Here is a 23,237-nt window from a genome sequence, read left to right on the forward strand (position 1 = left end):
CACATGAGCCAGGAAGCAGCACGGTGGGCGCCGCTCACCGCCATCCTGCGACGCCCGTGGGTCGTCGTCGGAGTCGTCGGACTCGTCGCGTTCGGGTTCTGGGTGAAGAGCACCCGGACCCAGCCGCACCACGTCCGCGTCGGCTTCGAGACCGCCGTCAACCTCGTGCCGGGGCTCGACGTCCAGATCGACGGCATCGACGCCGGCAAGATCTCGAAGGTCGACTACCGGGACGGCCGTGCGGTCGTCGAGCTCGGGATCGACGACCGGTACTGGCCGCTGCGCCAGGGGGCCAAGGCGAGGATCCGCTTCGGCACCACGGTCGGCAACGGCACGCGCCGCGTCGACGTGGACCCGGGTCCGGCGGACGCGCCGCCGCTGCCCGAGAACGGCGTCATCAAGGCCGAGGACTCGGTGTCGGCCGTCGAGTTCGACGAGGTCTTCAACACGCTCGACGCACGGAGCCGCAAGAACCTCCAGAGCATGCTCGGGCGGACGGCCGAGTCGTTCGACGGGCACTCGGAGGAGCTCGGCGCCGGCCTCGAGGCGAGCGCACGCGGCATGAAGGCGCTCGAGGCCCTGGTCGGGGATCTCGGCGAGGACACGCACGCGCTGCGGGGCCTCGTCGTCAACGGCCATCGTGCGACGCGGGCGCTCGCCGCGCAGCGGGAGAGCATCAGCTCGCTCGTCGGCGGCGCGGCGGCGACCTTCGACACCTTCGCGCGCCGCTCCACCGCGATGCAGGAGTCGCTCGACGAGCTGCCCTCCACGCTGTCGACGACGCGGTCGACGCTCGCGCGCCTCGACGAGAGCGTCGACGAGCTCGACCCGCTCATGGAGGACCTCGACCCTGGGGCGAAGCGGCTGCGCCGGATCGCCCCGACGGCCCGCCGCGCGATCGCCCGCGTCAGCGAGCAGGCCCCGCTCGCGGCGGCCGCTGTCCGGCCGCTCACCGCGGCGGCGCCCGACGCGCGCGCCCTCCTGGCCGACGCGACGCCGGTCACCTCGACGCTCTCCGAGGTCTTCGAGGAGCTCGCGCCGATGGTCGCCTGCCTGCGCCCGTACGCGCCGGAGACGGCGGCGGCCCTCAGCAACTGGGCGAGCTGGTCAAAGAACTACGACGGGATCACCCACTTCGCTCGGGTGAAGGTCACCGCGAGCCCGTACAGCCTCAACGCGACCCCTGACCTCTCGACGGATGAGTACACGAGCCTGCTTCCGATGGTCACCTACGCGATGCCGCGGCCCCCTGGCCTCAACGCCGGGAAGCCGCAGTTCCTCCCGGAGTGCGGGGTCGGCCCCGAGTCCCTCGACCCCTCGAAGGACCCGGAGGACACCTCGCCGCGCGCCGGCAAGAGCAGCGGCGGCGGTGACGCGGGCGGCGCCCGCTCCGGCGGGGGCGGCTCGTCCGTCGCTCCCGGCGACGTCGACGGCCTCGTCGACCCGCTCGTCGACGAGCTCCTCGGGGCGGTGAGCCGCTGATGGTCCTCTCGCCCCGAGCCATCGTCGCGACGGCGCTCGCCGTCGTCGCCATCGCCGTCCTCCTCGCGACGCGAGGCGGCGACGACCCCTACGTCGTCAAGGCCGTCTACGAGGATGCCGGCGGCCTCACGGAGAACTTCGACGTGAAGGTCGACGGCATCCCCGCCGGGAGCGTCGCCCGCGTCGAGCTCGACGACCAGGACCGCGCGGTCCTCACCCTCGAGCTCGACGACGGCGCCGCGCCGATCGGCGAGGGGGCGCGAGCCGACGCTCGCCCCGTGAACCTCCTCGGCGAGAAGTACGTCGATCTCGATCTCGGCGACCGGTCGAAGCCGCTGCCGTCCGGCTCGGTCATCCCGCCGGAGCGCACGGGTGCGCCGGTCGAGCTCGACGACGTCCTCAACACCCTCGACGCGGGGACGCGAGCACGCCTGCGCGTCCTCATCAACGAGACCGGCGTCGCGCTCACCGGCCGCGGAGCCGACTTCAACGGGCTGCTCCGCGTCATGCCGAAGGCGCTCGACGAGACCCGCGAGGTCGTCGACGAGGTCAACGAGCAGACCGCGAGGATCCGCTCGGCGATCGCCGCCGGTGACCGCGTCATCTCCGAGGTCAACGACAGCCGCTCGGATCTCAACCGGCTCGTGAGGAGCGCCGGCGACGCGCTCGACACGGTCGCCGACAAGCGGGCGGAGCTCGGTCAGACGCTGCAGGCCGCCCCCGGCGCTCTGCGCGCGACGACGGCGACGCTCCGCGAGCTCGAGACGACGGCGGGCCGGCTCGGCCCCGTGTCGCGGTCCCTCCGCAAGACCGCGGAGCCGCTCGCCGCGACGCTCGCCGCGCTTCCGGCCTTCGCGAAGGACACGACCGCGACGCTCGAGAAGGCCGTCGACGCGGCTCCTGCGCTCGCGAAGCTCGGCCGCGAGGCGACGGCGGACGTGAAGCGCGTGACCGGGACGACCGGGGAGCTGAACGGCTTCCTCGAGGATCTCGCGCCCGTCACGCGGGGCCTCCAGCGCGGCGTGATGCGCGACGCGATCGGCCTCATGGACGGCTGGTCGAGGCTCATCCAGCGCTCCGACGGCCTCGGGCACATCTTCCGGGTGCGCTTCCACATCGACCAGGAGGTCCTCACGAGCTCGATGTCGCGGCTGCTCGGCGACGCGATGCCGCTGCCGACGAAGAAGAAGGCGGCGCGCAAGACGCCCGAGACCGATCGGGCCCCGGCGGCTCCCGCCGAGCCCGCCGCGCCTGCTCCCGAGCCGGCGCCGGCGCCGAAGCTCCCCGTCCTCGGCGACGTCCTCGACGACCTCCAGGACTCCGTCGACGAGGTCGTGGGGCCGCTCGGCAAGGGCCTCAAGGACCTCACGACCCCGCTCGCTCCGGGCGGGAAGCTCCTCCCGGGCGGCGCGCCGCGATCCGGTGAGGACCAGGACATGCAGCGACTCCTCGACTACCTCCTCGGCTCATGAGACGACCCTCACGACGCGCAGTCAGCCACGAGCCCCGGCGGGCGACGATCTACGCCCTCGGGCTCGGGGGCATGCTCATCGCGATCGTCCTCGTCGTCATCGGTCAGACGGCGACGAACGGCATCCCGCTCCGGTCGTACTACACGATCGACGCGGGGTTCGCGGACGCCGACAACATCGCGCCCCACGCCCAGGTCCGCATGGGCGGCCGGCTCGTCGGCCAGGTCCTCGACCCGCGGGTCGAGGACGGCCGGGCGCGCCTCACCCTCCAGCTCAAGGGCGGCATCGGCCCGCTGCGCGACGACACGCGCGTCGAGGTCCGGCCGCGGAGCGCGATCGGGGTGCGCTACGTCGAGCTGTACCCCGGTGAGACCGGAGCGCCGATCGCCGACGGCGGGTTCCTCCCCGAGGAGCAGACCGCCGCGACCCGCCCGCTCGACGAGGTGCTCAGCACCCTCGACGCGGACACGCGGAAGAACACGAGCAGCCTCGTCCGGCAGCTCGGCCTCTCGGTCGCCGGTCGCGGCGAGGAGCTCAACACCGCGCTCGGCGGGGCCGAGACGTTCGCGGAGGACCTCGAGAGCGTCATGAAGGAGATCGGCGACCGCGACGGCAACGCCGCCTCCTTCGTCAAGGGCGCCGACACGGCCGCGACCGCGGTCGATCCCGTGCGCCGCGAGCTCACCGACGCGTTCCGGCCGTCGGCCGGCGTCGCCGACGTGTTCGCCGAGGAGCGCGACGCTCTCCACGAGACGCTCGAGGAGGCGCCGGGCTCGCTCGCCGCCATCCGCTCCGGGCTCGGCGCGACGACGCCGCTCGTCCGCGAGGTCGGGCGGTTCGCGAGCACGTCGCTCCCGATGCTCGAGTCGCTCCCGGCGACGCTCGGCGAGGCCAAGCCGCTCATCGACGAGGCCGGGCCGGTCCTCGAGGCGACCGGACCCGTCCTCGACGCGGCGCAGGACGCCGTCGACCCGACGCTCGGGCTCCTCCGCAAGCTGCGACCCGAGCTCGAGCCGCTCGAGACGGCGTTCGAGGGGGCGACGCCCATCGTCGACAACCTCGGTCCGAGGTACTGCGACCTGCGGAACATGTTCGGCAACTGGAGCAGCATGATGCAGTTCGGCACGAGCCTCGGGAACTACCTCCGCTTCAACGTGCCTCCCACTCCCGAGTCCGTCCAGGGCTGGGGCGGCGGCCTCGACCTCGGGCCCCTCACGGGTGTCGGGAACCCCTACCCGGCGCCGTGTGAGGCGGGGACGGAGCAGATCGGAGGGCGCGGGCGATGAGCGGCACGAAGAAGGTGCGGCGCGGCCGCTTCGAGTACGTCCCCGGCCAGCACCGGCCCCGGCCGGTCCGCACGGGACTCATCGCGCTCGCCGCGTCGGCGGCGACCCTCTACGCCGGCTTCACGGCGAGCATCCCGTTCCTCCCCGAGAGCGGCACCGAGGTGAAGGCGGTGTTCGAGCACGCCGCGAACGCCCGCGCGGGCACCCACGTCCGCGTGCACGGGGTCACCGTCGGCAAGGTGAAGGAGGTCGAGCCGGGCCCCGGCGGCCGCGGCGCCCTCATCACGATGCGCCTCGAGGACGAGGAGGACGTCAACCTCAAGCAGGACGCCCGCGCGCACATCTGGTGGCGGACGCTGCTCGGCCGCAACATGTACATCGACCTCGTGCCGGGGTCGCCGAGCGCACCGCCCCTCGGCGAGCGCACGATCCCCGTCGAGCGCACGACCTACCAGACCGAGTTCGACGAGCTCCTCACCGCGCTCGACCCGACCGCGCGCAAGAGCATCCAGACGATGATCGCCGAGTTCGACGAGGGCTTCGGCGACCCGGAGGCCGTGGGCGAGGTCTTCGACGAGCTCGGCCCCGCGATGCGGTCCGTCGGCCCGGCCGTCCGCGCCATGCGCGGGACCGAGGCCGGAGACCTCAACCGGCTCGTCACGACGGCGAGCCGGACGCTCGGGGCGCTCGCCCGCGACGAGCGCGCGCTCGCCGGGTTCGTGAGCAACGCGTCGACCGCGCTCGGCGTGACCGCCGCCCGCCGGGCGGATCTCGGGGCCACGCTCGACGCCGCTCCCGCCGCGCTCCGGCAGACGCGGACGACGATGACGCGCTTGCGGACGACGCTGGACGAGCTCGACCCCGTCGCACGGGCGCTCCGCCCGGGGGCACGCCGGCTCGATCCGGCGCTCCGTGACGCCGAGCCGATGCTCGCGTCGCTCGACGAGGTCCTCGAGAAGGCGGAGCCCATGCTCACGCAGCTGCGGCCGACGTCGCAGGCGCTCGAGGACGTCGTCGCGGACGCCGGTCCCCTCGTGGAGGAGGCGGCGCCGGTCGTCGAGCGCACGAAGACGGGCGTCATCCCCGTGCTCGACAAGAAGTCGCCCGACACGACGTGGACGACGGTGCAGGGCGTCGGCCCCGTGATGAGCGCGATCGCGTCCGCCGCGCAGCAGTACGACGTCTACGGGCACGTCATGCGCTTCCAGGCCGGCGCGAGCGAGCAGTTCGTCGGCCCCGCCCCGTGCTCGACGGTGTTCCTCGACCCGACGGCCGAGGAGAAGGTCAACTGCGAGCTCCTGATGGAGACGTTCGGGGCCGCGCTCGGGCTCCCGCCCACGAAGAAGATCCAGCAGAAGGCCGCGAAGGCCGACGCACGGAAGGTCAAGGGAGGGTCCGGACGATGATGAACAGCGACCGGCTGCGGCTGGAGATCCAGCGGGCCCGCGGCCCGCTCATCCTCCTCGCCGTCGTCGTGACGGGCGGCATCGTCTCGCTGCTCATGCAGCTCGACAACCTCCGCTTCGAGCGGCCGTGGGACGACTACCGCACGGTGAAGGCCGAGGTGCGGGACGCGAAGGCGATCCAGCCCGGCAAGCAGGCCGTGCGGATCGCGGGCGTCGACGTCGGCGTCGTCCGCGACTGGGAGGTCGACGGCGACAAGGCCGTCATCACCCTCGCGGTCAAGGAGCAGTACGGCGAGATCTACCGCGACGCGACCGTGAGGATCCGTCCCGTCTCCCCGCTGCAGGACATGTACGTCGCGCTCGACCGCGGCAGCCCCGAGGCGGGCGCGATCCCCGAGGGCGGGACGATCGAGGTCTCCCGGACGGCCAGCCCGGTCGACATCTCGCGGGTCCTCAACGTGTTCGACCGCGACACGCGCGTCGAGCTCGGGAACCTCCTCCGCGGCTTCGGCGCCGGCCTCGAGGACAACGGCGACGCGCTCCGCGAGTCGTTCGCGGCGATCGCGCCCTTCCTCGTCTCGGCCGAGGAGCTCACGACCGCGATGAAGGAGCGCCGACACGAGCTCGCGCGGCTCGTCCACAACTTCGGCGGCGTCACGGAGGCGCTCGCGACCCGCGACCGCGACCTCGCTCGCCTCGTGAAGACCGGCAACACGGCGCTCGGCGAGCTCGCGCGCCAGGACGACGCCTTCAGCGCGACGATCGCCGCGCTGCCGGGCACCGTCACCGCGCTGCGGTCCTCGCTCGCGGAGGTCGCGCGGGCCGAGGACGACCTCGACCCCGCGCTGCGGGCGCTCCATCCGGTGACCGAGGAGCTCGACTCCGGCCTCGATGCGCTCGAGACGTTCTCGGCGAAGGCGACGCCCGCGCTGCGCGAGCTCACGCCCGCGGTCGAGGACCTCGCCCCGCTGGTCACGAGCCTCGAGCCGGCCGTCGACACCGCTCAGGTCGCGGTCGATCGCCTGCGCCCGCAGGTCGGGCAGCTCGACGACGTGACGAAGCTCGTCGAGATGTGCGAGACGCCGATCCACAACTTCTTCCGCTGGACGCCGTCCGTCCTCAAGTTCGGCGACGCCAACGGCGCGAACCCGCGGGCGGAGGTGAGCGTCGGCACGGCGTCGACGCCGGCGCTGAAGTGGGACCCGAGCCTCAAGCGCCAGCCCAAGTGCTACGACGACTTCGAGCAGGAGGACGCAGGATGAAGGTCCAGCACGTGAGGCTGAAGCTGGTCGTGATCGGGGTCTTCGTCGCGACCTGCCTCTTCATCTTCGTGACCCTGCTCGGCATGACCGGGGTCACGCTGAGCGACGGGTACACCGCGAAGGCGCGGTTCCCGATCGCGATGCAGCTCGTCGACAACTCCGATGTGCGCGCACAGGGCGTGAAGGTCGGTCGCGTCACCGGGATCGACAACGTCGGCAGCGTCGCCGAGGTCGAGATGTCGCTCGACGACGAGATCGTGCCGATCTACCGCGACGCCACCGTGCAGCTGCGGATGAAGACCCTCGTCGGCGAGACGTACATCGACCTCGACCCCGGGACGCCGCAGGCCGGCGAGCTCGACAGCGGCGAGGGCATCCCGCTCGCGCGTGCCGAGGAGGCGGCGCGGCTCGACGACATCCTCGACGCGGTCGACCCGAAGACGCGGGAGCGCATCAAGACGAACGTCGCAGCGCTCGGTGACGGCTTCGACGGTCACGGCGAGGATGCCAACGAGATGCTCTCGGCGTTCGAGCCCGTCATCGGCGACGGCGGCCGGGTCCTCGGCGTCCTCCAGGAGGAGAGGCGCCGGGTCGCGGAGCTCCTCGGGCAGACCGGCGAGGTCATGGAGGCCTTCGGCGAGCGCTCCGGGGCGGTCCGGACGCTCGCCACGTCGCTCCTCGACGCTGCGACCGCGGCCGAGGCGCGCGACGAGCAGATCCGATCGACGATCCGCGAGCTGCCGCCGACGCTCCGCAAGGCGGCGGAGAGCTCGCAGCGGCTCGGTGGCTTCGCGCAGCGGGCGACCCCGGTCGTCGCGAACCTCACGTCGGCCTCGAGCGAGCTCGCCCCCGTCGTGCGCGAGCTGCGACCGGCGGCCCGCTCCGCGCGTCGCCTCGTGAGCGACCTCGGCGAGCTCGTCCCCGAGGCCGCTCCGCTCTTCGACGAGCTGGCGCGATTCTCGTCGGCGACGCAGCCCGTGGGCCCGGCGCTCGGCGCGGTTCTCCGCGAGGCGAACCCGGCCCTCACCTACCTCGCGCCCTACAGCCGCGAGTTCGGCGCGTTCTTCGCGAACATCGGCTCCGTCATCGACACGCACGACGCGCTGGGCAAGATCGGCCGCGTGCACCCGGTGGTGAGCGAGACCTCGGCGGCGGCGTGGACGCCGGCGATGCGCGATGCGCTCAACGCCCTCATCGATTCGAGCGGTCTCGAGACGTTCCACCGCGAGCGCTCCAACGCCTACCCGAAGCCCGGGACGGTCGGGACGCCCGAGGAGTGGGACGGGACGTACCCGCTCATCGAGGCCGCTCCGCCCTCGTCCGGCGGGTGAGCCGTCGGCGCCGGCGGGCGCTGCCGGGGCGGTCTCCCCCCTCTCGGCAGCGTCGGCCGGCGCCGCGCCTACGAGGCCTGCTCGTCGATCTTGTAGCGCAGGAACCGGGCGACGGCGTCGGCTCGGTTCGAGGCGTGCATCTTGCGGAGGATGCGCTTCACGTGGGACTTCACCGTGCCCTCCGCGATGAAGAGCGCACGCGCGACGTCGGCGTTCGTCGCCCCTTCCGCGAGCAGCCCGAGGACGTCCAGCTCGCGCTGCGTGAGCGTCCACGGCGCACGGCCGGTCTCCGCGACGAGCGATCGCGCCGCCGATGTCGCTCGCCGCCGCTCACGCTTCCCGCGCCAGAGGTCGGCGTCGGTGACGTCACAGGTGATCGACTGCGTCGCGGCGAGCGCCTCGCCCACACGCGCGCGCTGCTCGCGCAGGCGCTGGAGGAGCACGGCGCGCTCGTAGATGTGCGAGAAGCCCTCGGCGAAGGCCCAGAGCGTCTGCACGTCGGCCTCGTCGACCGGGCGCCCGGAGAACCGGTAGTCGGCGTGGAAGAACCCGCCGACCTTGCCGCGGACGGCGATCGGCGCGCCGACGTAGCACGCGGCTTCCGAGTGCTCGACGAACGGCTTGAAGGTGCGAGCGTCGTGATAGGCGTCGCTGACGATCGCGGGGGCACGCCGGCGGGCCATCTCGGCCTCGAGCATCATGTGGGTGAGCTCGGGTCGCGCCGTCTCGCCGAAGGACACGAAGTCGCGCGCCCACCGTGCGTCGTCCTCGAAGTGCGCGTCGCGCAGCACCCACTGGTGGGCGTCGATCGTCGAGAGGACCCCGCGTTCGAAGCCGCAGCTCGAGCAGAGCTCGCGAGAGACGCGCGCGAGGAGCTCGCTCGGCTCGCTCACGCTGCGCAGGCGGTCGAGGCCCTCCTGCACGCGCTCGTGCGCGGCGAGGCGATCGGTGATCCGCGCGTCGGTGAGCGTGAGGTAGACGTCCTGAAGATCTGCGACGCACGTCGCGACCTCGGCCGGGTCGGCGCCGATGTCGTCGCTGCCGCGGAGCTGGCCGAGCAGCGCCGTGCTCGCGAGGCGCAGCTCGCCCTCGATGTCGACGTCGACGCCCTCGGGGCACCCCGTCCAGCCGAGCGCCGCGGCGCGCCGCAGCGCGTCCTCCCCCCGTGCGACGGCCTGGGCGTCGTGTGCCCGGTGTCGGCGTACGTGCCTGCTTCTCATAGACGACCTCCCGCCGGGGAGGGTAGCCGAGGTGAGCGGTGCGGCGACGAGGTCGGGCGTCTCGACGAGCGGAACGGCGGTGCTCATGTCACTGCCTCCTCTGGGAGGTGAGATAGCGCGCGACGGCTTCCGCGCGGTTCGACGCGCGGAGCTTGCGCAGGATGTGCTTCACGTGAGACTTCACGGTGCCTTCGGCGATGTAGAGCTTCTCGGCGACGGTCGCGTTGGAGTCGCCCGCCGCCATGAGCGAGAGCACCTCGAGCTCGCGCTTCGTGAGGACGCTCTCGAGACGGACCTGGGGCGGGACGAAGACCGCGGTCGCGCTGCGCGCCAGGGGGTCGTCCGGCTCGAGGCCCTCGTGCAGCGTGATGTCCGCCCGGGCGAGGTCGTCGAGGAGCGCCTCGGTCGACGACACCATGCGGCTCGTCTGCGCCTGCTGGCGCTCCATCCGGACGCGGAGGACCGTGTGGCGGTAGACGTGGGCGACCTCGCGGACGAAGGTCTGGAGCATGGTCCGGTCGTGGGGCTCGACGGTCCGGCCGCCCGGCCCGAAGTCGGCGTGCAGGACGGCGAGGACGACGTCGTCGCTCACGATCGGCGCGAGGACGTACGACCGCGTGCCGGAGGGCGCCGGTCCCGTCTCGGAGAGGGTCGCGTCGGCGACGAGCACCGCGGACCGACGGCGGATGACCTCCGTCTCGGGCGACCCGCGATCGATGTCGAGCGCCCGGCCGGTGACGCTCTCGAGGTACGCGCTCTCCGCCGCCTTCCCGTCGGTGAACCAGGCGCCCTCGACCGTCCACTCCGAGCCGGAGACGCGGCTGATGATGCCGCGCGCGAAGCCGAGGTGGGTGCAGAGGACCTGCGGGAGATCGCGCAGCAGGTCCGCGGGCGCGGCGTGCTGGCGGAGTCGCTCGAGTGCGCGCTCGACGCGCTCGAGGCCCTCGATCCGCTCTTGGAGGTGCTGTCGGCGCAGGGACCCGCGCACGTCGCGCAGGCGCACGAGGAGGCCGACGACGTCCTCGTCCGCGGCGACCTCCCCGGAGGCGATCGCCGTGGCGAGCCAGTCCGAGGCCTCCTCGGCGAAGCCGACGAGGGCCTCGAGGTCGGTCGTGTCGGGCGGGCGCTCCTCGCCGTCGCGGAGGGCGGCGGCGCGGCCGATGAGCCGGAGGGCGGCGCGGGTCACCCGCCGCCGGGAGGCGACGATCTCCGCCGGCCGGCTCGCTCTCGCGGTCGCGTGCCCGATGCGGTAGAAGGTGCCCACGCTTCACCTTGTAAACGATTGCTAACGTTTCCGCAACCACGGGGCGCCCGTCACCGGCGTCGCGCGAGCCGTCCCGGGAGGGAGCCCCCGATGCTGTTCCCGTTCGTCGAATTCGTCTTCACCCACGGGCTGGGGCCCGCGGTCGGTCGCTATCTCGTCCGGTCGCCCGGCGAGAGCGCTCCGATGCGCACCACCTCGACGGTCGTCGGCCCGACGCTCGAGCCCGGCTCGGCGGACGTGCTCGTCATCCGCGTCGATGCGGGGACACCCGCGCGACGGAAGTGGCGGCGCCGAGCGGCGACGATCGGCCCCGACCACGTCGAGCCCGACGTCTCCCTCTACGTGGCGACCCTCGTGTACGGCACGCGGGCGTTCGAGACCGAGGACGCGGCGCGCGCCGCCCTCCAGGAGTGGCGCGGCGACCTCGACGCGGCCCGCGAGATGGCCGGCGAGGCCCTCGCGGTCGTCAACCGCGCCGTCCGCGCCTATCGCGCGGCGGCCGCCGACCCGTACGTCACCGAGGTCGTCGAGGGCGACCCGCGGTCGACCCGGCTCGGCTACGCGACGAAGGCGGTCGTCGACGGCGAGATGATCGAGGCGCTCGAGCTCCCGGCGCTCCGGCCGACCCGCATCACCCGCTCGGAGCGGCTGCGGCCGACCGGCCTCGTCGCCGACGTCCTCGCCGGCCGCGACAGCATCCCCGCGGGGGAGGACGTCCTCCTGCGCAGCGTCCTCGACGTCGAGCAGGGGCGGCCGGTCATCGCCGCGCGGCAGCTCGGGGTCGCCCTGGCCGCGCTCGCGGAGGCGCCGGGCATGGACCGCGCGCTCCTCGCGCGCCTCGAGGGCGAGCTGGCGGGGCTCGACGGGCGCCTCGCCGAGCCCGCCACCGCGGCGGACGCTCGCGAGACGCTGCTGCGCCTCCTCACGGAGGCCGGCGAGGCCGTCGACCGGTGGCACGAGCGATGAGCGCGCGGGGAAAACCGCTCGGAGGGGGCAACCGGATGTCGCCGGCGGCTGATGGCACGCGGCGCCCGGCGCTCTACCGTCCAGCCCTCGCGCCGTGACCACGCCAGACGGACATCCGCCGCCCAGCGCCTCGGGCGACCTCCTCCCGGGCGTCCGCGTCCTCGACGCGGGGTCCTTCATCGCCGCCCCTCTCGCCGCGATGACCCTCGGGGACTGGGGCGCCGAGGTCATCAAGCTCGAGCCTCTCGAGGGAGACGCCGCGCGGGGCGTCGGTCCCCAGGCGGGAGACGGCATGTCGGCGACCTTCATGAGCGCGAACCGGGGGAAGCGGAGCATCGCGCTCGACCTCCGGGACCCCGCCGCGCGCCGACGCATCGACGGGCTCGTCGCGTGGGCCGACGTCGTCATCCACAACCTGCCGCCGGGCTCGGCCGCTCGGCTCGGGCTCGATCCGGAGGCGGTGCTCGCCGCGTCCCCCGACACCGTCGTCTGCACGGTGAGCGCCTACGGCGCGAGCGGTCCCGCCGCCGGGAGGCCGGCGCTCGATCCGGTCATCCAGGCCGTCTCGGGCCTCGCCTCCGCGACCGGCCCCGTCGACGGGGAGCCCTTCCGCTGCGCCGCTCCGATCGTGGACACCGCGACTGGGCTCGCCGCTGCTGCCGCCGCCCTCGCCGCGCTCCACCGGCGGACGACGACCGGTCGCGGCGGGCACGTCGCCGTGTCCCTGCTCGACGTCGCGCTCGCGATGCAGGGCCCGCTCTTCGCGCTGCGGTCGCTGCTCGGCGAGACGCCGCCGCGGCGCGGCAACGGCAGCTTCGCCGTCCTCGGCGACCAGCTCGCCGCGCGCGACGGGCTCCTCGCGTTCGTCGTCTGGGACGACCGCCGCTGGGCGGCCTTCTGCGAGATCCTCGGACTCGAGGACCTCGTCGACGACGCGCGCTGCGTGAGCAACGACAGCCGCTACGCCCATCAGGACGAGCTGCGTCCACGGATCGCCGACGCCTTCTCGCGCTTCGGCGCGGCCGACCTCGAGGCCTCGCTCATCGCGGCGGGCATCCCGTGCGCGCGGACGCAGGGCCTCGACGAGGTCGTCCGCGATCCGCAGGTCGCGGCGTCGGGGAGCCTCTACGTCGAGGAGCGCGTCGATCACCCCGGCATCACCCTGGCCGCGCCGCCGGCGCGGATCGACGGCGGTCGGCCCGGCGCGCCGGGTCGTCCGCCGTCGCTCGGGGCGCACACCGCCGAGATCCTCGCCGAGCTCGGGCTCGACGGCCGCGAGGCCGCGACCGCCGCGTCCTGAGCGACGCCGCCGCCGACGGTCTCCACCCGCACGGGAGAACCGCCCCGGGGCGCGTCCGGATCCGGCCGCACGCGCGCCGATGCGCGGCGCCGCGCCGACCGCTGCCGTGGATGCGCGAGCGCTAACGCTCGTTAACGCTTTTGTGGTAGCTTCGCGGTCATGGCCGGACATGTCGCAGTCGTCACCGGAGGCGCTCGCGGGATCGGGCGCTCGATCGCGGAGGCCCTCGCCGGTCGCGGGACCGCGGTCGCCGTCGCGGACCTGCGTCCCGACGAGGCGAGTGACGTCTGCGAGTTCCTCGGGGCCGCGGGCGCGCGGGCGATCCCGGTCCCGCTCGACGTCACCGACCGCGCCTCCGTCGATGCGGCGATCGCCGAGGTCCGGGCCGAGCTCGGGCCCATCGACGTGCTCGTCAACTGCGCGGGGTACGACGAGCTGCGCCCGTTCGTCGAGACCGACGAGGAGTTCTGGGACCGCATCCTCGAGATCAACCTCAAGGGCGTCCTCCGCGTGACCCAGGCCGTCCTGCCGGACATGACCGACGCCGGGTGGGGGCGGATCGTGAACATCGGCTCGGACGCGGGTCGCGTCGGCTCGTCGCTCGAGTCCGTGTTCTCGGCGGCGAAGGGCGCGGTCATCTCGTTCACGAAGACCCTCGCCCGCGAGATGGCCCGGACCGGGGTGACGGTGAACGTCGTCTGCCCCGGGCCGACGCGGACGCCGCTGCTCGAGGGCATCGTGAGCGCGCAGGGCGGGGGCGACAAGGTCATCGACGCGATGACGCGGGCGGTCCCCATGAAGCGCCTCGGCGAGCCGGCCGAGGTCGCCGCCGCCGTCGCCTTCCTCGCTTCGGAGGAAGCGGGCTACATCACCGGGCAGACGCTCTCCGTGAGCGGCGGGCTGACGATGGCCTGAGGTCCGGCAGCACGGGAAACACGAGTCGCCCCGGCGCGTCCGGCGGCGGATGGAGGAGAGAGATGAACACCAACGTGACGACGACCCTCGACCGCGCGGCGCGCCTCTACGGCGACAAGCTCGCGGTCATCGACGGCGAGACCCGCCACACCTACACCGAGTTCGCGCGCCGCGTCGCCGCGGTGGACGCCGGGCTCGCCGGTCTCGGAGTCGGCCGGGAGGACACGGTCGCGGTCCTCATGCTCAACTCGCACCGGCACCTCGAGGTGTGGTTCGCGGTGCCCCGCGGCGGCGCGATCCTCAACGACCTCAACATCCGGCTCGCGCCCGCCGAGCTCGCGGAGATCATCGACGACTGCGGCGCGAAGCTCCTCATCGTCGACGACGCGTTCCTCCAGGCGGGCCTCGAGCTCGCGGAGCGCTGCGGGAGCGTGAAGACGGTCGTCCACGCCGGCAGCGGCGCGGCGCCGGAGGGCACGGTGAGCTACGAGCAGCTCGCGGCGGGCGAGGGGCGGCCGGCCGCGTCCGTGCCCGAGGACTCGGTCGCGGGCGTCTTCTACACCGGCGGCACGACCGGTCGCCCGAAGGGCGCGATGCTCACGCATCGCAGCCTGCTGGGCAACGCGAAGCACGTCCTCATCTCGTGGGGGTACGTGCCGGAGGACCGCTACCTCCACGCCGCGCCGATGTTCCACCTCGGCGACGGCAGCTCGACCTACGCGCTGGCGTGGCTCGGCGGCACGCACGTCACGATCCCCGCGTTCGACCCCGAGCTGACGATCCGCACGCTCGCCCGCGAGAAGGTGACGCGGACGCTCCTCGTGCCGACGATGATCAACGCGCTCATCGATCATCCCGCGCTCGCCGAGAACGACCTCTCGGCGCTCAAGCGGATCACCTACGGCGCGTCGCCGATGCCCGACGAGCTCCTCCGCAAGGCGATGAGCCGGATCTCCTGCGAGTGGACGCAGGCGTACGGCATGACGGAGGCCTCGCCGCTGGTGCTCACCTGCGGCCCGGAGGACCACCGCCGCGGCGCGGCCGGAGAGGAGCCGTACGCCAAGCGCCTGCGCTCCGCCGGCACGCCGGTCGTCGGCGTCGACGCCGAGGTGCGGCGGGAGGACGGGACGGTCGCCGACGTCGACGAGCCCGGTGAGATCTGGGTCCGCGGCGAGAACCTCATGAAGGGCTACTGGAACCGCCCGGAGGAGACCGCGGCGGCCTTCGACGCCGACGGCTGGTACCGCTCGGGCGATGCCGCCTACCGCGACGCGGACGGCTACTTCTACATCGTCGACCGCGTGAAGGACATGATCATCTCGGGTGGCGAGAACGTCTACTCGAGCGAGGTCGAGAACGCGATCTACCAGCACGCCGCGGTGCTGGAGTGCGCGGTCTTCGGCGTGCCGGACGAGAAGTGGGGCGAGCGCGTCCACGCCGCGGTCGTCGTGCGCGACGGCCACGACGTCGAGGCCGAGGAGATCATCGAGCACTGCCGCGCTCTCATCGCGGGCTACAAGCTCCCGCGCAGCGTCGACTTCCGCGCCGAGGAGCTCCCGAAGTCGGGCGCGGGCAAGATCCTCAAGGTCGAGCTGCGCAAGCCGTACTGGGAGGGGCGCGACCGCGCGGTCTCCTGACCGCGAAAACCGCTCCGATGGGGCAGAGGGTTGACGCCGTCGGGCGATGGCGGTCGACCCCTGCCCCGCATAGCGTTCCCCGCGCCTCGTCACCCTTCACGCGAACGGAAAGGCATCCACCGCATCATGCACGCGAGCTCCTCGCAGGACCCCGGGCGCGAGCCCGTCATCGTCGACGTCGTCCGCACCCCGGTCGGCCGGGCCGTCAAGGGCTCGCTCGCCGGCGTGCGCCCGGACGACCTCGGTGCTCACGTCGTGCGGGCGCTCCTCGAGCGCCAGCCCGCCGTCGACTCGGAGACGATCGACGACCTCGTGTGCGGGTGCGCCTTCCCGTGGGGCGAGCAGGGCTACAACGTCGGCCGCTGCATCGCCGTCCTCTCCGGGCTGCCGCACGCCGTGCCGGCGCAGACGATCACGCGGCTCTGCGCGAGCTCGCTGCAGGCGATCCGCTCCGCCGCGCACGCGATCGAGGTCGGCGAGGGCGACACGTTCGTCGTCGTCGGCGTCGAGTCGGTCTCGCGGGTCGGGCGCGGTCTCGAGCTCTCCGAGACGAACCCGCTCCTCGACCCCGAGAAGGAGGGCGATACGCTCGGGGCGATCTTCACGCCGATGGGGGTCACCGCCGAGCTCGTCGCCGACGACTACGGCATCACGCGCGAGCAGATGGACCGCTTCGCGCAGCGCTCGCAGGAGCGTGCGTGCGCGGCACGTGACGCGGGCGTCGGCGCCGACGACATCGTCGGGGTGCCGCTGCCCGACGGAGGCGTCTTCGACGCCGACGAGGGGCTGCGGCCGAACAGCTCGCTCGAGTCGCTCGGCGAGCTCAAGCCGGTCTTCTGGGAGAACGGCCGCGTCACCGCGGGCAACTCGTGCCCGCTCAACGACGGGGCGGCCGCCGCGCTCGTCATGTCCCGTGCCCGCGCCGAGCAGCTCGGGCTGCGGCCGCGTGCGCGCATCCTCTCCTCGGCCGTGTCGGGCGTCGATCCGTCGCGCATGGGCATCGGCCCGATCGAGGCGATCGGCCGCGCGCTCGAGCGCGCCGGCGCGACGATCGACGACGTCGACGTCTTCGAGCTCAACGAGGCGTTCGCCGCGCAGGTCATCCCCGTCTGCGACGAGGTCGGCATCGACCCCTTCGACGACCGCGTCAACCCGCACGGCGGCGGCATCGCGCTCGGCCACCCCTTCGGGATGACCGGCGTGCGGATCATGACGACGCTCATCGGCGGCCTCGAGCACGCCGACGGCCGGATCGGCATCGAGAGCATGTGCGTCGGCGGCGGCCAGGGACAGGCGATGGTCGTCGAGCGCCTCGACTGAGACGCGGGCGGAGCGCCGCGATACACCGGAACGTCAGTTCGACCAGACGTCCACGCGAGCTGTCCGTTGCAGTGAGCGCGTCCGACCGAGGGGGTCGTGCCGCCGTTCCGACGACTCGTCGTCCTGTCCACCTGCGCTCTCACGCTCGCGTTCCCGGCGACGGCAGCTGCGGACCCGTGGTGGGAGGAGTGGCCGGCCGACCCCGCGTCCGGACCCGGCGAAACGGACCCGGGGGGCGACGAGCCGTCAGAGGGCTGGACGCCCGCGGAGGATCCGGAGGTCCCGGAGCCCGAGTACGGCGCGTGGTTCGCCGACCTCGAGGACGGCGCCGACGACGCGGGCGGCGCGGACGCGCCGGCGACCGCCCCCTCGGTGGAGGAGAAGCCGGCGTCGACACGGCCGGGATCGTCGCGCGACGCCGACCCGTCGCTGCTGCGGGGCGTCAAGTACCGCAAGCTCATCATCCGCTACGCGAGGCGCCGCTCCCTCGACCCGGCGCTCGTGGCCGCGGTCATCCACGCCGAGTCGAACTTCGACCGCCGCGCCCGCTCGCCGGTCGGCGCCCGCGGGCTCATGCAGCTCATGCCGGCGACCGCTCGCGAGATGGGGGCGAAGGTCTCCCGGCTCTACGACGCGCAGACCAACATCTCCTACGGCACGCGCTACTTGCAGACGGTGCGCCGCATCGTCGGGCCGAGCACCCGGCTCATGGCCGCTGCCTACAACGCCGGTCCCGGGGCGGTCAAGCGCTACGGCGGCGTTCCCCCGTACGCTGAGACGCGCCACTACGTGCAGCGCGTCAGCGCTCTGCGCACGAGGTATCGCAAGCTCCGATGAGCGCTCGGCGCCTCCTGCGCGCCCTCGCGGTCGCGCTCCTCCTCGCCGTCGCGGCGCCCGCTGCGGCGGATGCCGCGACCCGCGCCGAGCGCATCGTCTCGCTCGCCCGCGCCGAGCTGCGCAAGGGCGTGAAGGAGATCCCCGACGGCTCGAACAAGGCGCCGGCGATCAAGCGCTACGTCCGCTCGACGTCGCCCTCGTGGTTCGGCGCGCCCTGGTGCGCGTACTTCGTCTCCTACGTGGCGAAGCGGGCCGGGGTCCCGATCGGGCCGGCGGGGCGCGGCCTCGGCTACGTCCCGACGATCGTCTCGTGGGCGAAGCGGACGAAGCGGTGGCGCACGAGGCCGCGCCCGGGCTACCTCGTGACGTGGCCGAACCACGTCGGCATCGTGGAGAAGGTCTCCCGCTCCGGCACGATGACGACGATCGAGGGCAACTCCGCCAACCGCGTGCGGCGTCGCTGGCGCCGGACGAGCGACGCCCAGGGGTTCGTCGCCCTCGCGAAGGGCGGCAAGCTGAGCCCGAGCGTGCCGAAGCGCAAGCGGCCGTCGAAGAAGGAGGGACGGCTGCGGGCGCGCATCACCGCGTATCCGTCCTCGCGGCTCCACGTCGGCGACCGGCTCGAGCTCTCCGCCAACGACTCCTCCGGGCCCGTCGAGAAGGTCCGCTGGGACCTCGACGCCGACGGCCGGTTCGACGACGCGAAGGGCGACACGGCGGCGATGCGCGTCGTGCGGTCCGGGACGTTCCGCATCGCCGTGCGGGTGAGCTCGCGCTCGGGCCGCTCCGCGGTCGCGCGCTCGACGATCACCGTCCTCGGCCGGCGCGCGCCGACCGCGGTCCTCAAGGTCCCCGCCGAGACGCACGCCGGCGAGAAGATCACCGTCGACGCGAGCCGCTCGAAGGATCCGCTCGGCAAGGGCCTCGAGTACGAGTGGGACCTCGAGGGGGACGGGACGTTCCTCCCGGGGACCGCGAAGGGCCCGATCACCTACGCGACCCCCGGCGTCCGGGCGGTCACCGTCCGCGTCCGCGACGGCGCCGGGGTGGTCGACGAGGAGACCGCGCACGTGAGCGTCGGCCCGTCGCTCGACCCGGTCGTCCGCGTCGGCTGCGCGGCGCCGTCCGTGCACACGGGCGAGAAGCTCTTCTGCGCCGCGGACCACAGCGCGTCCGGACGCCGGATCACGAGGGTCGAGTGGGACACCGACGGCGACGGTCGGTACGCGCGCAAGTCGATCCACGAGCGCTTCACGTGGTCGCGCCCCGGCGCCTACGAGGTCCGCGTCCGGGTGACGGACTCCAAGGGCCGCAAGGCGACGGCCTCGACGTGGGTCGAGGCGCTCAACCGCGCGCCGACCGCCGCGATCTCCGCGCCCTCGGCGATCCACGTCGACCAGACGTTCACGGTCGACGCGTCGAAGAGCGCCGACCCCGACGGCTCCGTCGCGCGGGTGCGCTGGGACGTCGGCGGCGAGGGCGCCTGGGACGGCGAGGGCGGGAAGCTCACCATCCGCCCGCAGGCGGTCGGACCGCTGCGCGTCATCGTGGAGGTGACCGACGACCGCGGTGCGGTCACGCTGCGCGAGGCATGGGTCGAGGTGCGTCCGCCGCTCACGGCCGTCGCGGGCATCCTCACCGCCGACCCCGTCGCGGGCGCCCCGGTGCTCCTCACCGCCCGCGACTCGTCGGGCGGCACTCTGCGCAAGTGCATGTGGGACCTCGACGGCGACGGCGACGTCGACAAGACCCGCTGGAGCTGCGCCGACCCGTTCTCCGTCGCGTACAAGACCCCGGGGGTGAGGACCCTCGTCCTCACGGTCGAGGCGACCGACGGGCGCCGCGCGACCACCACCGCGTCGATCGTCGTGCGGTGAGCCGCGCTTCGTGAGGAAAGCGTGAGAGCGCCCCGGCGCTCCTGACGTCCACCGGGCCGTGTGCGTCTGGTGGTCACGCTCGTCGCGGCCGTGGCGAGAAACCACACACGAAGGAGCTCCCATGCCCCCGTTCCGCACCGTCGTCGCCGTCCTCTCGGCGGCCGCCCTCCTCGGCACCGCGACGCCCGCGGCGTCCGGTCAGTCCGCCGGCGACCCGCCGTCGCGCGGCGATTCCTCGAGCCAGACCGAGCGGTCCGCGAAGAAGCGCGGGAAGAAGCACCGCCGCCATCACCGGCTCACGGACGCGCAGCTCACGCGCGTCGCCGAGCAGCTCGGCACGACGCTCGAGGCTCTGAAGGCCGCGATGGCCGAGGTGAAGGAGGAGACCCGGGCGACGGAGGAGCGCGAGACCCGCGCGGAGAAGCACGCGCTGCTCGCCGGCAAGCTCGGCGTCACGGCCGAGGAGCTGCGGGCCGCGTTCGACTCCGTTCGTCCGGCGCGCGGCGAGCGCCGCGGCCGCGGTGACTGCCCGCGTCCGTCGGAAGGCCCCACGGGCGCCCAGGGCGGCGAGGGCACCGGCAGCTGAGGCCTCGCGGTCGTCCCCGGACGCCCGCGAGTGGCGTCCGGGAGGCGACCGATGAGTCTCGCCCGCTCGGGCGGTCATCGGGACATCCGTCCCCCTCACGCGAGCACCCCTACCATGACCCTCGTGACGACGAGCGGTCCCACACTCTCGCTCGACGCGGAGCTCGAGAGCCACCGCCGCGGGCTCACCGGCTACTGCTACCGCATGCTCGGCTCCGGCTCCGAGGCCGAGGACGCCGTGCAGGAGACGATGGTCCGGGCATGGCGCGCGGCCGACCGGCTCCAGTCGCGGGCGGCTCTCAAGGCGTGGCTCTACCGGATCGCGAGCAACGTCTGCTTCGACTTCCTGCAGAGCGCGCAGCGCCGCGCGCAGCCGATGACGCTCGGGCCGTCCGCCGACGCGGGGGGCGATCTCGGCGAGATGCTCCCCGAGCGGTCGTGGGTCCTGCCCGTCCCCGACGCCCGAGTCCTGCCCGACGGCGACGATCCCGCAGCGCTCGCCGCGTCGCGCGAGACGCTGCGCCTCGCGTTCGTCGCCGCGCTCCAGCATCTCCCGGCGCGCCAGCGGGCCGTCCTCATCCTCCGGGAGGTGCTCCACTGGTCCGCCGCGGAGGTGGCCGAGCTCCTCGACTCCTCGACCGCCTCGGTCAACAGCGCGCTCCAGCGGGCGCGCGCGACGCTCGCGGACCTCGAGCTCGACGAGGAGGGGACCGGCACGGGCGTCGCGGACGACCGGAGCGACGAGCTGCTCGAGCGCTACGTCGAGGCGTTCGAGGCCTACGACCTCGACGGCCTCGCCAGGCTGCTCCGGGAGGACGTCGCGTTCTCGATGCCGCCCTTCCCGCTCTGGGTCGAGGGCCCCGAGCAGGTCGTGCGGTTCATGTCCGGCACCGGCGCGAAGTGCGAGGGCTCGCGCGTGCTTCCCACGCGGGCGAACGGCGCCCCCGCGGCGGCGATCTACAACCCCGCGGGAGACGGGCTCTGGGAGCCGTGGGCGATCGTCGTCCTCGAGGTCTCACCCGAGGGGATCGCCGGCCTCCACCACTTCCTCTACCCGCAGCTCTTCGGCGCCTTCGGGCTCCCCCGTGTCCTCGAGGCAGAGGACGCCGGCGAGGCCGACGAGGTCGACGAGCGCGCGTAGGCCGGGACACGCGCCGACGGTCCGCACGCGCCGGCCGCGACGGCGCGCCGCGAGCGCGAGTCGCGCGAGCGTCTCGACCGTCGCGAGGTCGGCCTTCGCAGAGGGTCTCCGCACGCGCGCCACGACCGCCCCGTCACCGTCGACGAGGACGATCGTGCCGGGATCGTCGCTCGCGCCCGCCATGGTCTCCACCTCGGACCCGCGGCGGGCCGCGGATTCATCGAACGGTCTCGCGGGTCAGCGCGTCTCGAACCCGGTGAGGCCCTCGGGTGGGACCTCCTCGCGGTCGACGCGCTCGACCCGGGCGAGGGCCGGTCCTCGGCTCGCGGCGTGCTCGACGGCGGCGACGGCGTCCGGTGGCCCCTCGGCGCGGATCTCGACGGTCCCGTCGGGACGGTTGACCGCCCACCCGGCGACGCCGGCGCCACGCGCCGCGGCTGCGGCGTGCGCGCGGAAGGACACGCCCTGGACCCGTCCGTGGACGACGAGACGCACAGCCGTCAGCCGCGGGGTGGTCATCACCTCATCGTGCCACTCGTCGCGCGCCGCGACGAGGACGCGCTCAGAAGATGAGGACGAGAAGGATGAGAAGGAGGATGAGTGTGCCGACTCCGATGTACATGGCGTCCCGCTACCCGTCGCCGTGCCCGGTCACCCCGACATCCGTCCAGGGCGCCGTGTGAGGATGCCCGGATGGCGATCGACCCCACCCGAGACGACATCCGCACGTTCATGGAGGAGGACGACGGCCGCCCCGTCGTCATGCTCAACCTGCTCCGGTTCCGCGACGACGGAGGGGAGTCCGGCTACGCCGAGTACGTGCGGCACTTCACTCCGCATGCCGAGGCGGTCGGCGCGGAGGTCCTCTACCTCGGCACCGGCCGCTCACCCCTCGTCGCCGAGCAGGGCCAGGAGTGGGATGCGGTGCTCCTCGTGCGCTACCCGTCGCGGCAGGCGTTCCTCGACATGGTGAAGAACCCCGACTACCAGGGAGGCACCCGGCTGCGCAGCGATGCGCTCGTCGAAGCGGTGCTCCAGCCGACCGTCGACTGGGCGCCCTGACCCGGGACGGTCAGCCGGTGGCGCCCGTGAGCCGGCGTGCCACCTCGAGGAGGTCCGCGCCGCGGATCTCCGGCTCCAGCGCCGTCGTGCCGAGGACGCCCTCGCCACGCGAGACCCACGCCGTCCGCAGTCCGGCGGCGCGGGCGCCCGTCGTGTCCCACTGGTGCGCGGCGACGAGGACGACGCCCGCGGCGGGGACGCCGAGCTCGCGGACCGCGTGCCCGTAGGTGTCGGGATGCGGCTTGTAGCGCTGGACGGCGTCGACGCCGAAGACGGCGTCGAGCCGGTCGCGCAGCCCGGCGGCGGCGAGGGTCGCCTCGCCCGACCGGGCGCCGCTGTTCGTGAGGACCGCGGTGCCGACGCCCGCTTGGCGGAGCAGGGCGAGCGCGGGCGCCGCGTCGGGCCACGGGTCGAGCGCCTTCGCGCGCTCCATCGCCGCGTCGATCAGGCCGGGATCGAGGCCCTCGGCGTCGACCTCGATCGCGAGCGCGTCACGGACGTGCTCGGCGAACGGGACGAACGGGCGCCCGGCGAGCGTCGACGCCATGCCGGAGAGGACCGCGCCGCGGAGCGTGCGCAGCCCGAGGTCCGGGCGGTCCCAGGGCTCGCCGATGCCCGACGGGTCGGTGAGCGTCCCGTTGAGGTCGAAGAGGGCGATCAGGACGACCACCGCCCGCCGGCGAGGTGCTCCTCGACGATCCGTCGCTGGACCTCGGTGAGCGGGACGTCCTCACCGGCCTCGAGCCGGCGCGCCGCCTCGGCGATCGTCAGGTCGCAGCCGGTGAGCCGGTCGCCGACGACCGGCGGCGCCTCGGAGGCGCAGATGCCCTCGTGGCAGAGCGGGTACGGTGTCACGAGGACACCGTACCCGGCG

General features: G+C 73.7%; 21 protein-coding genes. 16 read left to right on the forward strand and 5 right to left on the reverse strand.

What is annotated here, in order from left to right:
• The first annotated feature begins 3 nt into the window (after nt 1-3).
• The 6 genes from ACME2J_RS08185 to ACME2J_RS08210 are packed head-to-tail and all read left to right on the forward strand — an operon-like array spanning nt 4 to nt 8,239.
• Complete coding sequence (locus ACME2J_RS08185) at nt 4-1,482, forward strand: MlaD family protein (protein WP_495544402.1); 1,479 nt, start codon at nt 4-6, stop codon at nt 1,480-1,482.
• Entirely contained in the window at nt 1,482-2,954 is a 1,473-nt protein-coding gene (locus ACME2J_RS08190; protein WP_495544403.1) for an MlaD family protein, read from the forward strand. Before ACME2J_RS08185 ends, ACME2J_RS08190 begins: the two co-directional genes overlap by 1 nt.
• Entirely contained in the window at nt 2,951-4,240 is a 1,290-nt protein-coding gene (locus ACME2J_RS08195) for an MlaD family protein (protein WP_495544404.1), read from the forward strand. Before ACME2J_RS08190 ends, ACME2J_RS08195 begins: the two co-directional genes overlap by 4 nt.
• Entirely contained in the window at nt 4,237-5,646 is a 1,410-nt protein-coding gene (locus tag ACME2J_RS08200) for an MlaD family protein (RefSeq protein WP_495544405.1), read from the forward strand. Before ACME2J_RS08195 ends, ACME2J_RS08200 begins: the two co-directional genes overlap by 4 nt.
• A complete protein-coding gene (locus ACME2J_RS08205; protein ID WP_495544406.1) occupies nt 5,643-6,908 on the forward strand; it encodes an MlaD family protein in 1,266 nt (421 codons plus the stop codon). Before ACME2J_RS08200 ends, ACME2J_RS08205 begins: the two co-directional genes overlap by 4 nt.
• Complete coding sequence (locus tag ACME2J_RS08210; RefSeq protein ID WP_495544407.1) at nt 6,905-8,239, forward strand: MlaD family protein; 1,335 nt, start codon at nt 6,905-6,907, stop codon at nt 8,237-8,239. The genes ACME2J_RS08205 and ACME2J_RS08210 overlap by 4 nt, the downstream gene beginning before the upstream one ends.
• 68 nt (nt 8,240-8,307) lie before the next feature.
• On the opposite strand, the gene ACME2J_RS08215 is transcribed toward ACME2J_RS08210, so the two are convergent.
• Nucleotides 8,308-9,459, reverse strand: coding sequence for a LuxR C-terminal-related transcriptional regulator (locus tag ACME2J_RS08215; protein WP_495544408.1), 1,152 nt, complete (start codon nt 9,457-9,459; stop codon nt 8,308-8,310).
• 88 nt (nt 9,460-9,547) lie between these two features.
• Nucleotides 9,548-10,723 carry a LuxR C-terminal-related transcriptional regulator gene (locus ACME2J_RS08220; protein ID WP_495544409.1) on the reverse strand — a complete coding sequence of 392 codons (1,176 nt, stop codon included), beginning with the start codon at nt 10,721-10,723 and terminating at the stop codon, nt 9,548-9,550.
• A 90-nt stretch (nt 10,724-10,813) separates the two neighbouring features.
• Between ACME2J_RS08220 and ACME2J_RS08225 the strand changes: the two genes are divergently transcribed.
• From ACME2J_RS08225 to ACME2J_RS08265, 9 genes are all read left to right on the forward strand, one after another.
• Complete coding sequence (locus ACME2J_RS08225) at nt 10,814-11,689, forward strand: hypothetical protein (protein WP_495544410.1); 876 nt, start codon at nt 10,814-10,816, stop codon at nt 11,687-11,689.
• A gap of 94 nt (nt 11,690-11,783) precedes the next feature.
• Nucleotides 11,784-12,989 carry a CaiB/BaiF CoA transferase family protein gene (locus ACME2J_RS08230; protein WP_495544411.1) on the forward strand — a complete coding sequence of 402 codons (1,206 nt, stop codon included), beginning with the start codon at nt 11,784-11,786 and terminating at the stop codon, nt 12,987-12,989.
• 159 nt (nt 12,990-13,148) lie between these two features.
• Nucleotides 13,149-13,904: an SDR family NAD(P)-dependent oxidoreductase gene (locus tag ACME2J_RS08235; RefSeq protein ID WP_495544412.1), complete on the forward strand. Its 756-nt coding sequence runs from the start codon at nt 13,149-13,151 to the stop codon at nt 13,902-13,904.
• Between the two features lie 62 nt (nt 13,905-13,966).
• The gene (locus ACME2J_RS08240) at nt 13,967-15,541 is read left to right on the forward strand and encodes an acyl-CoA synthetase (RefSeq protein ID WP_495544413.1); all 1,575 of its coding nucleotides are present in this window, start codon (nt 13,967-13,969) and stop codon (nt 15,539-15,541) included.
• A gap of 126 nt (nt 15,542-15,667) precedes the next feature.
• The gene (locus tag ACME2J_RS08245; protein WP_495544414.1) at nt 15,668-16,861 is read left to right on the forward strand and encodes a thiolase family protein; all 1,194 of its coding nucleotides are present in this window, start codon (nt 15,668-15,670) and stop codon (nt 16,859-16,861) included.
• Between the two features lie 96 nt (nt 16,862-16,957).
• Nucleotides 16,958-17,698, forward strand: coding sequence for a lytic transglycosylase domain-containing protein (locus ACME2J_RS08250; RefSeq protein ID WP_495544415.1), 741 nt, complete (start codon nt 16,958-16,960; stop codon nt 17,696-17,698).
• Nucleotides 17,695-19,575, forward strand: coding sequence for a PKD domain-containing protein (locus ACME2J_RS08255; RefSeq protein ID WP_495544416.1), 1,881 nt, complete (start codon nt 17,695-17,697; stop codon nt 19,573-19,575). The genes ACME2J_RS08250 and ACME2J_RS08255 overlap by 4 nt, the downstream gene beginning before the upstream one ends.
• A 121-nt stretch (nt 19,576-19,696) precedes the next feature.
• Nucleotides 19,697-20,161, forward strand: coding sequence for a hypothetical protein (locus ACME2J_RS08260; protein ID WP_495544417.1), 465 nt, complete (start codon nt 19,697-19,699; stop codon nt 20,159-20,161).
• 114 nt (nt 20,162-20,275) lie between these two features.
• Nucleotides 20,276-21,301 (forward strand): sigma-70 family RNA polymerase sigma factor, encoded by a 1,026-nt coding sequence (locus ACME2J_RS08265; RefSeq protein ID WP_495544418.1) that lies wholly within the window; start codon nt 20,276-20,278, stop codon nt 21,299-21,301.
• A gap of 237 nt (nt 21,302-21,538) precedes the next feature.
• On the opposite strand, the gene ACME2J_RS08270 is transcribed toward ACME2J_RS08265, so the two are convergent.
• Nucleotides 21,539-21,820, reverse strand: a complete 282-nt coding sequence (locus ACME2J_RS08270; RefSeq protein WP_495544419.1) for an acylphosphatase — start codon at nt 21,818-21,820, stop codon at nt 21,539-21,541.
• Between the two features lie 174 nt (nt 21,821-21,994).
• Here ACME2J_RS08270 and ACME2J_RS08275 point away from each other — a divergent pair, with 174 nt between their 5' ends.
• Entirely contained in the window at nt 21,995-22,363 is a 369-nt protein-coding gene (locus ACME2J_RS08275) for a DUF1330 domain-containing protein (RefSeq protein ID WP_495544420.1), read from the forward strand.
• A gap of 10 nt (nt 22,364-22,373) precedes the next feature.
• On the opposite strand, the gene ACME2J_RS08280 is transcribed toward ACME2J_RS08275, so the two are convergent.
• Nucleotides 22,374-23,033: a haloacid dehalogenase type II gene (locus ACME2J_RS08280; protein WP_495544421.1), complete on the reverse strand. Its 660-nt coding sequence runs from the start codon at nt 23,031-23,033 to the stop codon at nt 22,374-22,376.
• The gene (locus ACME2J_RS08285) at nt 23,021-23,218 is read right to left on the reverse strand and encodes a hypothetical protein (protein WP_495544422.1); all 198 of its coding nucleotides are present in this window, start codon (nt 23,216-23,218) and stop codon (nt 23,021-23,023) included. The genes ACME2J_RS08280 and ACME2J_RS08285 overlap by 13 nt, the downstream gene beginning before the upstream one ends.
• Nucleotides 23,219-23,237 lie beyond the last annotated feature (19 nt).

It is taken from the genome of Paraconexibacter sp., from assembly GCF_059438195.1.

Bases quoted from the DNA above. Each gene is read 5' to 3' on its own strand.
- ACME2J_RS08225 (WP_495544410.1), top strand. From the start codon at position 10,814: ATGCTGTTCCCGTTCGTCGAATTCGTCTTCACCCACGGGCTGGGGCCC.
- ACME2J_RS08265 (WP_495544418.1), top strand. From the start codon at position 20,276: ATGACCCTCGTGACGACGAGCGGTCCCACACTCTCGCTCGACGCGGAG.
- ACME2J_RS08260 (WP_495544417.1), top strand. From the start codon at position 19,697: ATGCCCCCGTTCCGCACCGTCGTCGCCGTCCTCTCGGCGGCCGCCCTC.
- ACME2J_RS08185 (WP_495544402.1), top strand. From the start codon at position 4: ATGAGCCAGGAAGCAGCACGGTGGGCGCCGCTCACCGCCATCCTGCGA.
- ACME2J_RS08240 (WP_495544413.1), top strand. From the start codon at position 13,967: ATGAACACCAACGTGACGACGACCCTCGACCGCGCGGCGCGCCTCTAC.
- ACME2J_RS08190 (WP_495544403.1), top strand. From the start codon at position 1,482: ATGGTCCTCTCGCCCCGAGCCATCGTCGCGACGGCGCTCGCCGTCGTC.
- ACME2J_RS08200 (WP_495544405.1), top strand. From the start codon at position 4,237: ATGAGCGGCACGAAGAAGGTGCGGCGCGGCCGCTTCGAGTACGTCCCC.
- ACME2J_RS08215 (WP_495544408.1), bottom strand. From the start codon at position 9,459: ATGAGAAGCAGGCACGTACGCCGACACCGGGCACACGACGCCCAGGCC.
- ACME2J_RS08210 (WP_495544407.1), top strand. From the start codon at position 6,905: ATGAAGGTCCAGCACGTGAGGCTGAAGCTGGTCGTGATCGGGGTCTTC.
- ACME2J_RS08245 (WP_495544414.1), top strand. From the start codon at position 15,668: ATGCACGCGAGCTCCTCGCAGGACCCCGGGCGCGAGCCCGTCATCGTC.
- ACME2J_RS08275 (WP_495544420.1), top strand. From the start codon at position 21,995: ATGGCGATCGACCCCACCCGAGACGACATCCGCACGTTCATGGAGGAG.
- ACME2J_RS08255 (WP_495544416.1), top strand. From the start codon at position 17,695: ATGAGCGCTCGGCGCCTCCTGCGCGCCCTCGCGGTCGCGCTCCTCCTC.
- ACME2J_RS08205 (WP_495544406.1), top strand. From the start codon at position 5,643: ATGATGAACAGCGACCGGCTGCGGCTGGAGATCCAGCGGGCCCGCGGC.
- ACME2J_RS08270 (WP_495544419.1), bottom strand. From the start codon at position 21,820: ATGACCACCCCGCGGCTGACGGCTGTGCGTCTCGTCGTCCACGGACGG.
- ACME2J_RS08235 (WP_495544412.1), top strand. From the start codon at position 13,149: ATGGCCGGACATGTCGCAGTCGTCACCGGAGGCGCTCGCGGGATCGGG.
- ACME2J_RS08195 (WP_495544404.1), top strand. From the start codon at position 2,951: ATGAGACGACCCTCACGACGCGCAGTCAGCCACGAGCCCCGGCGGGCG.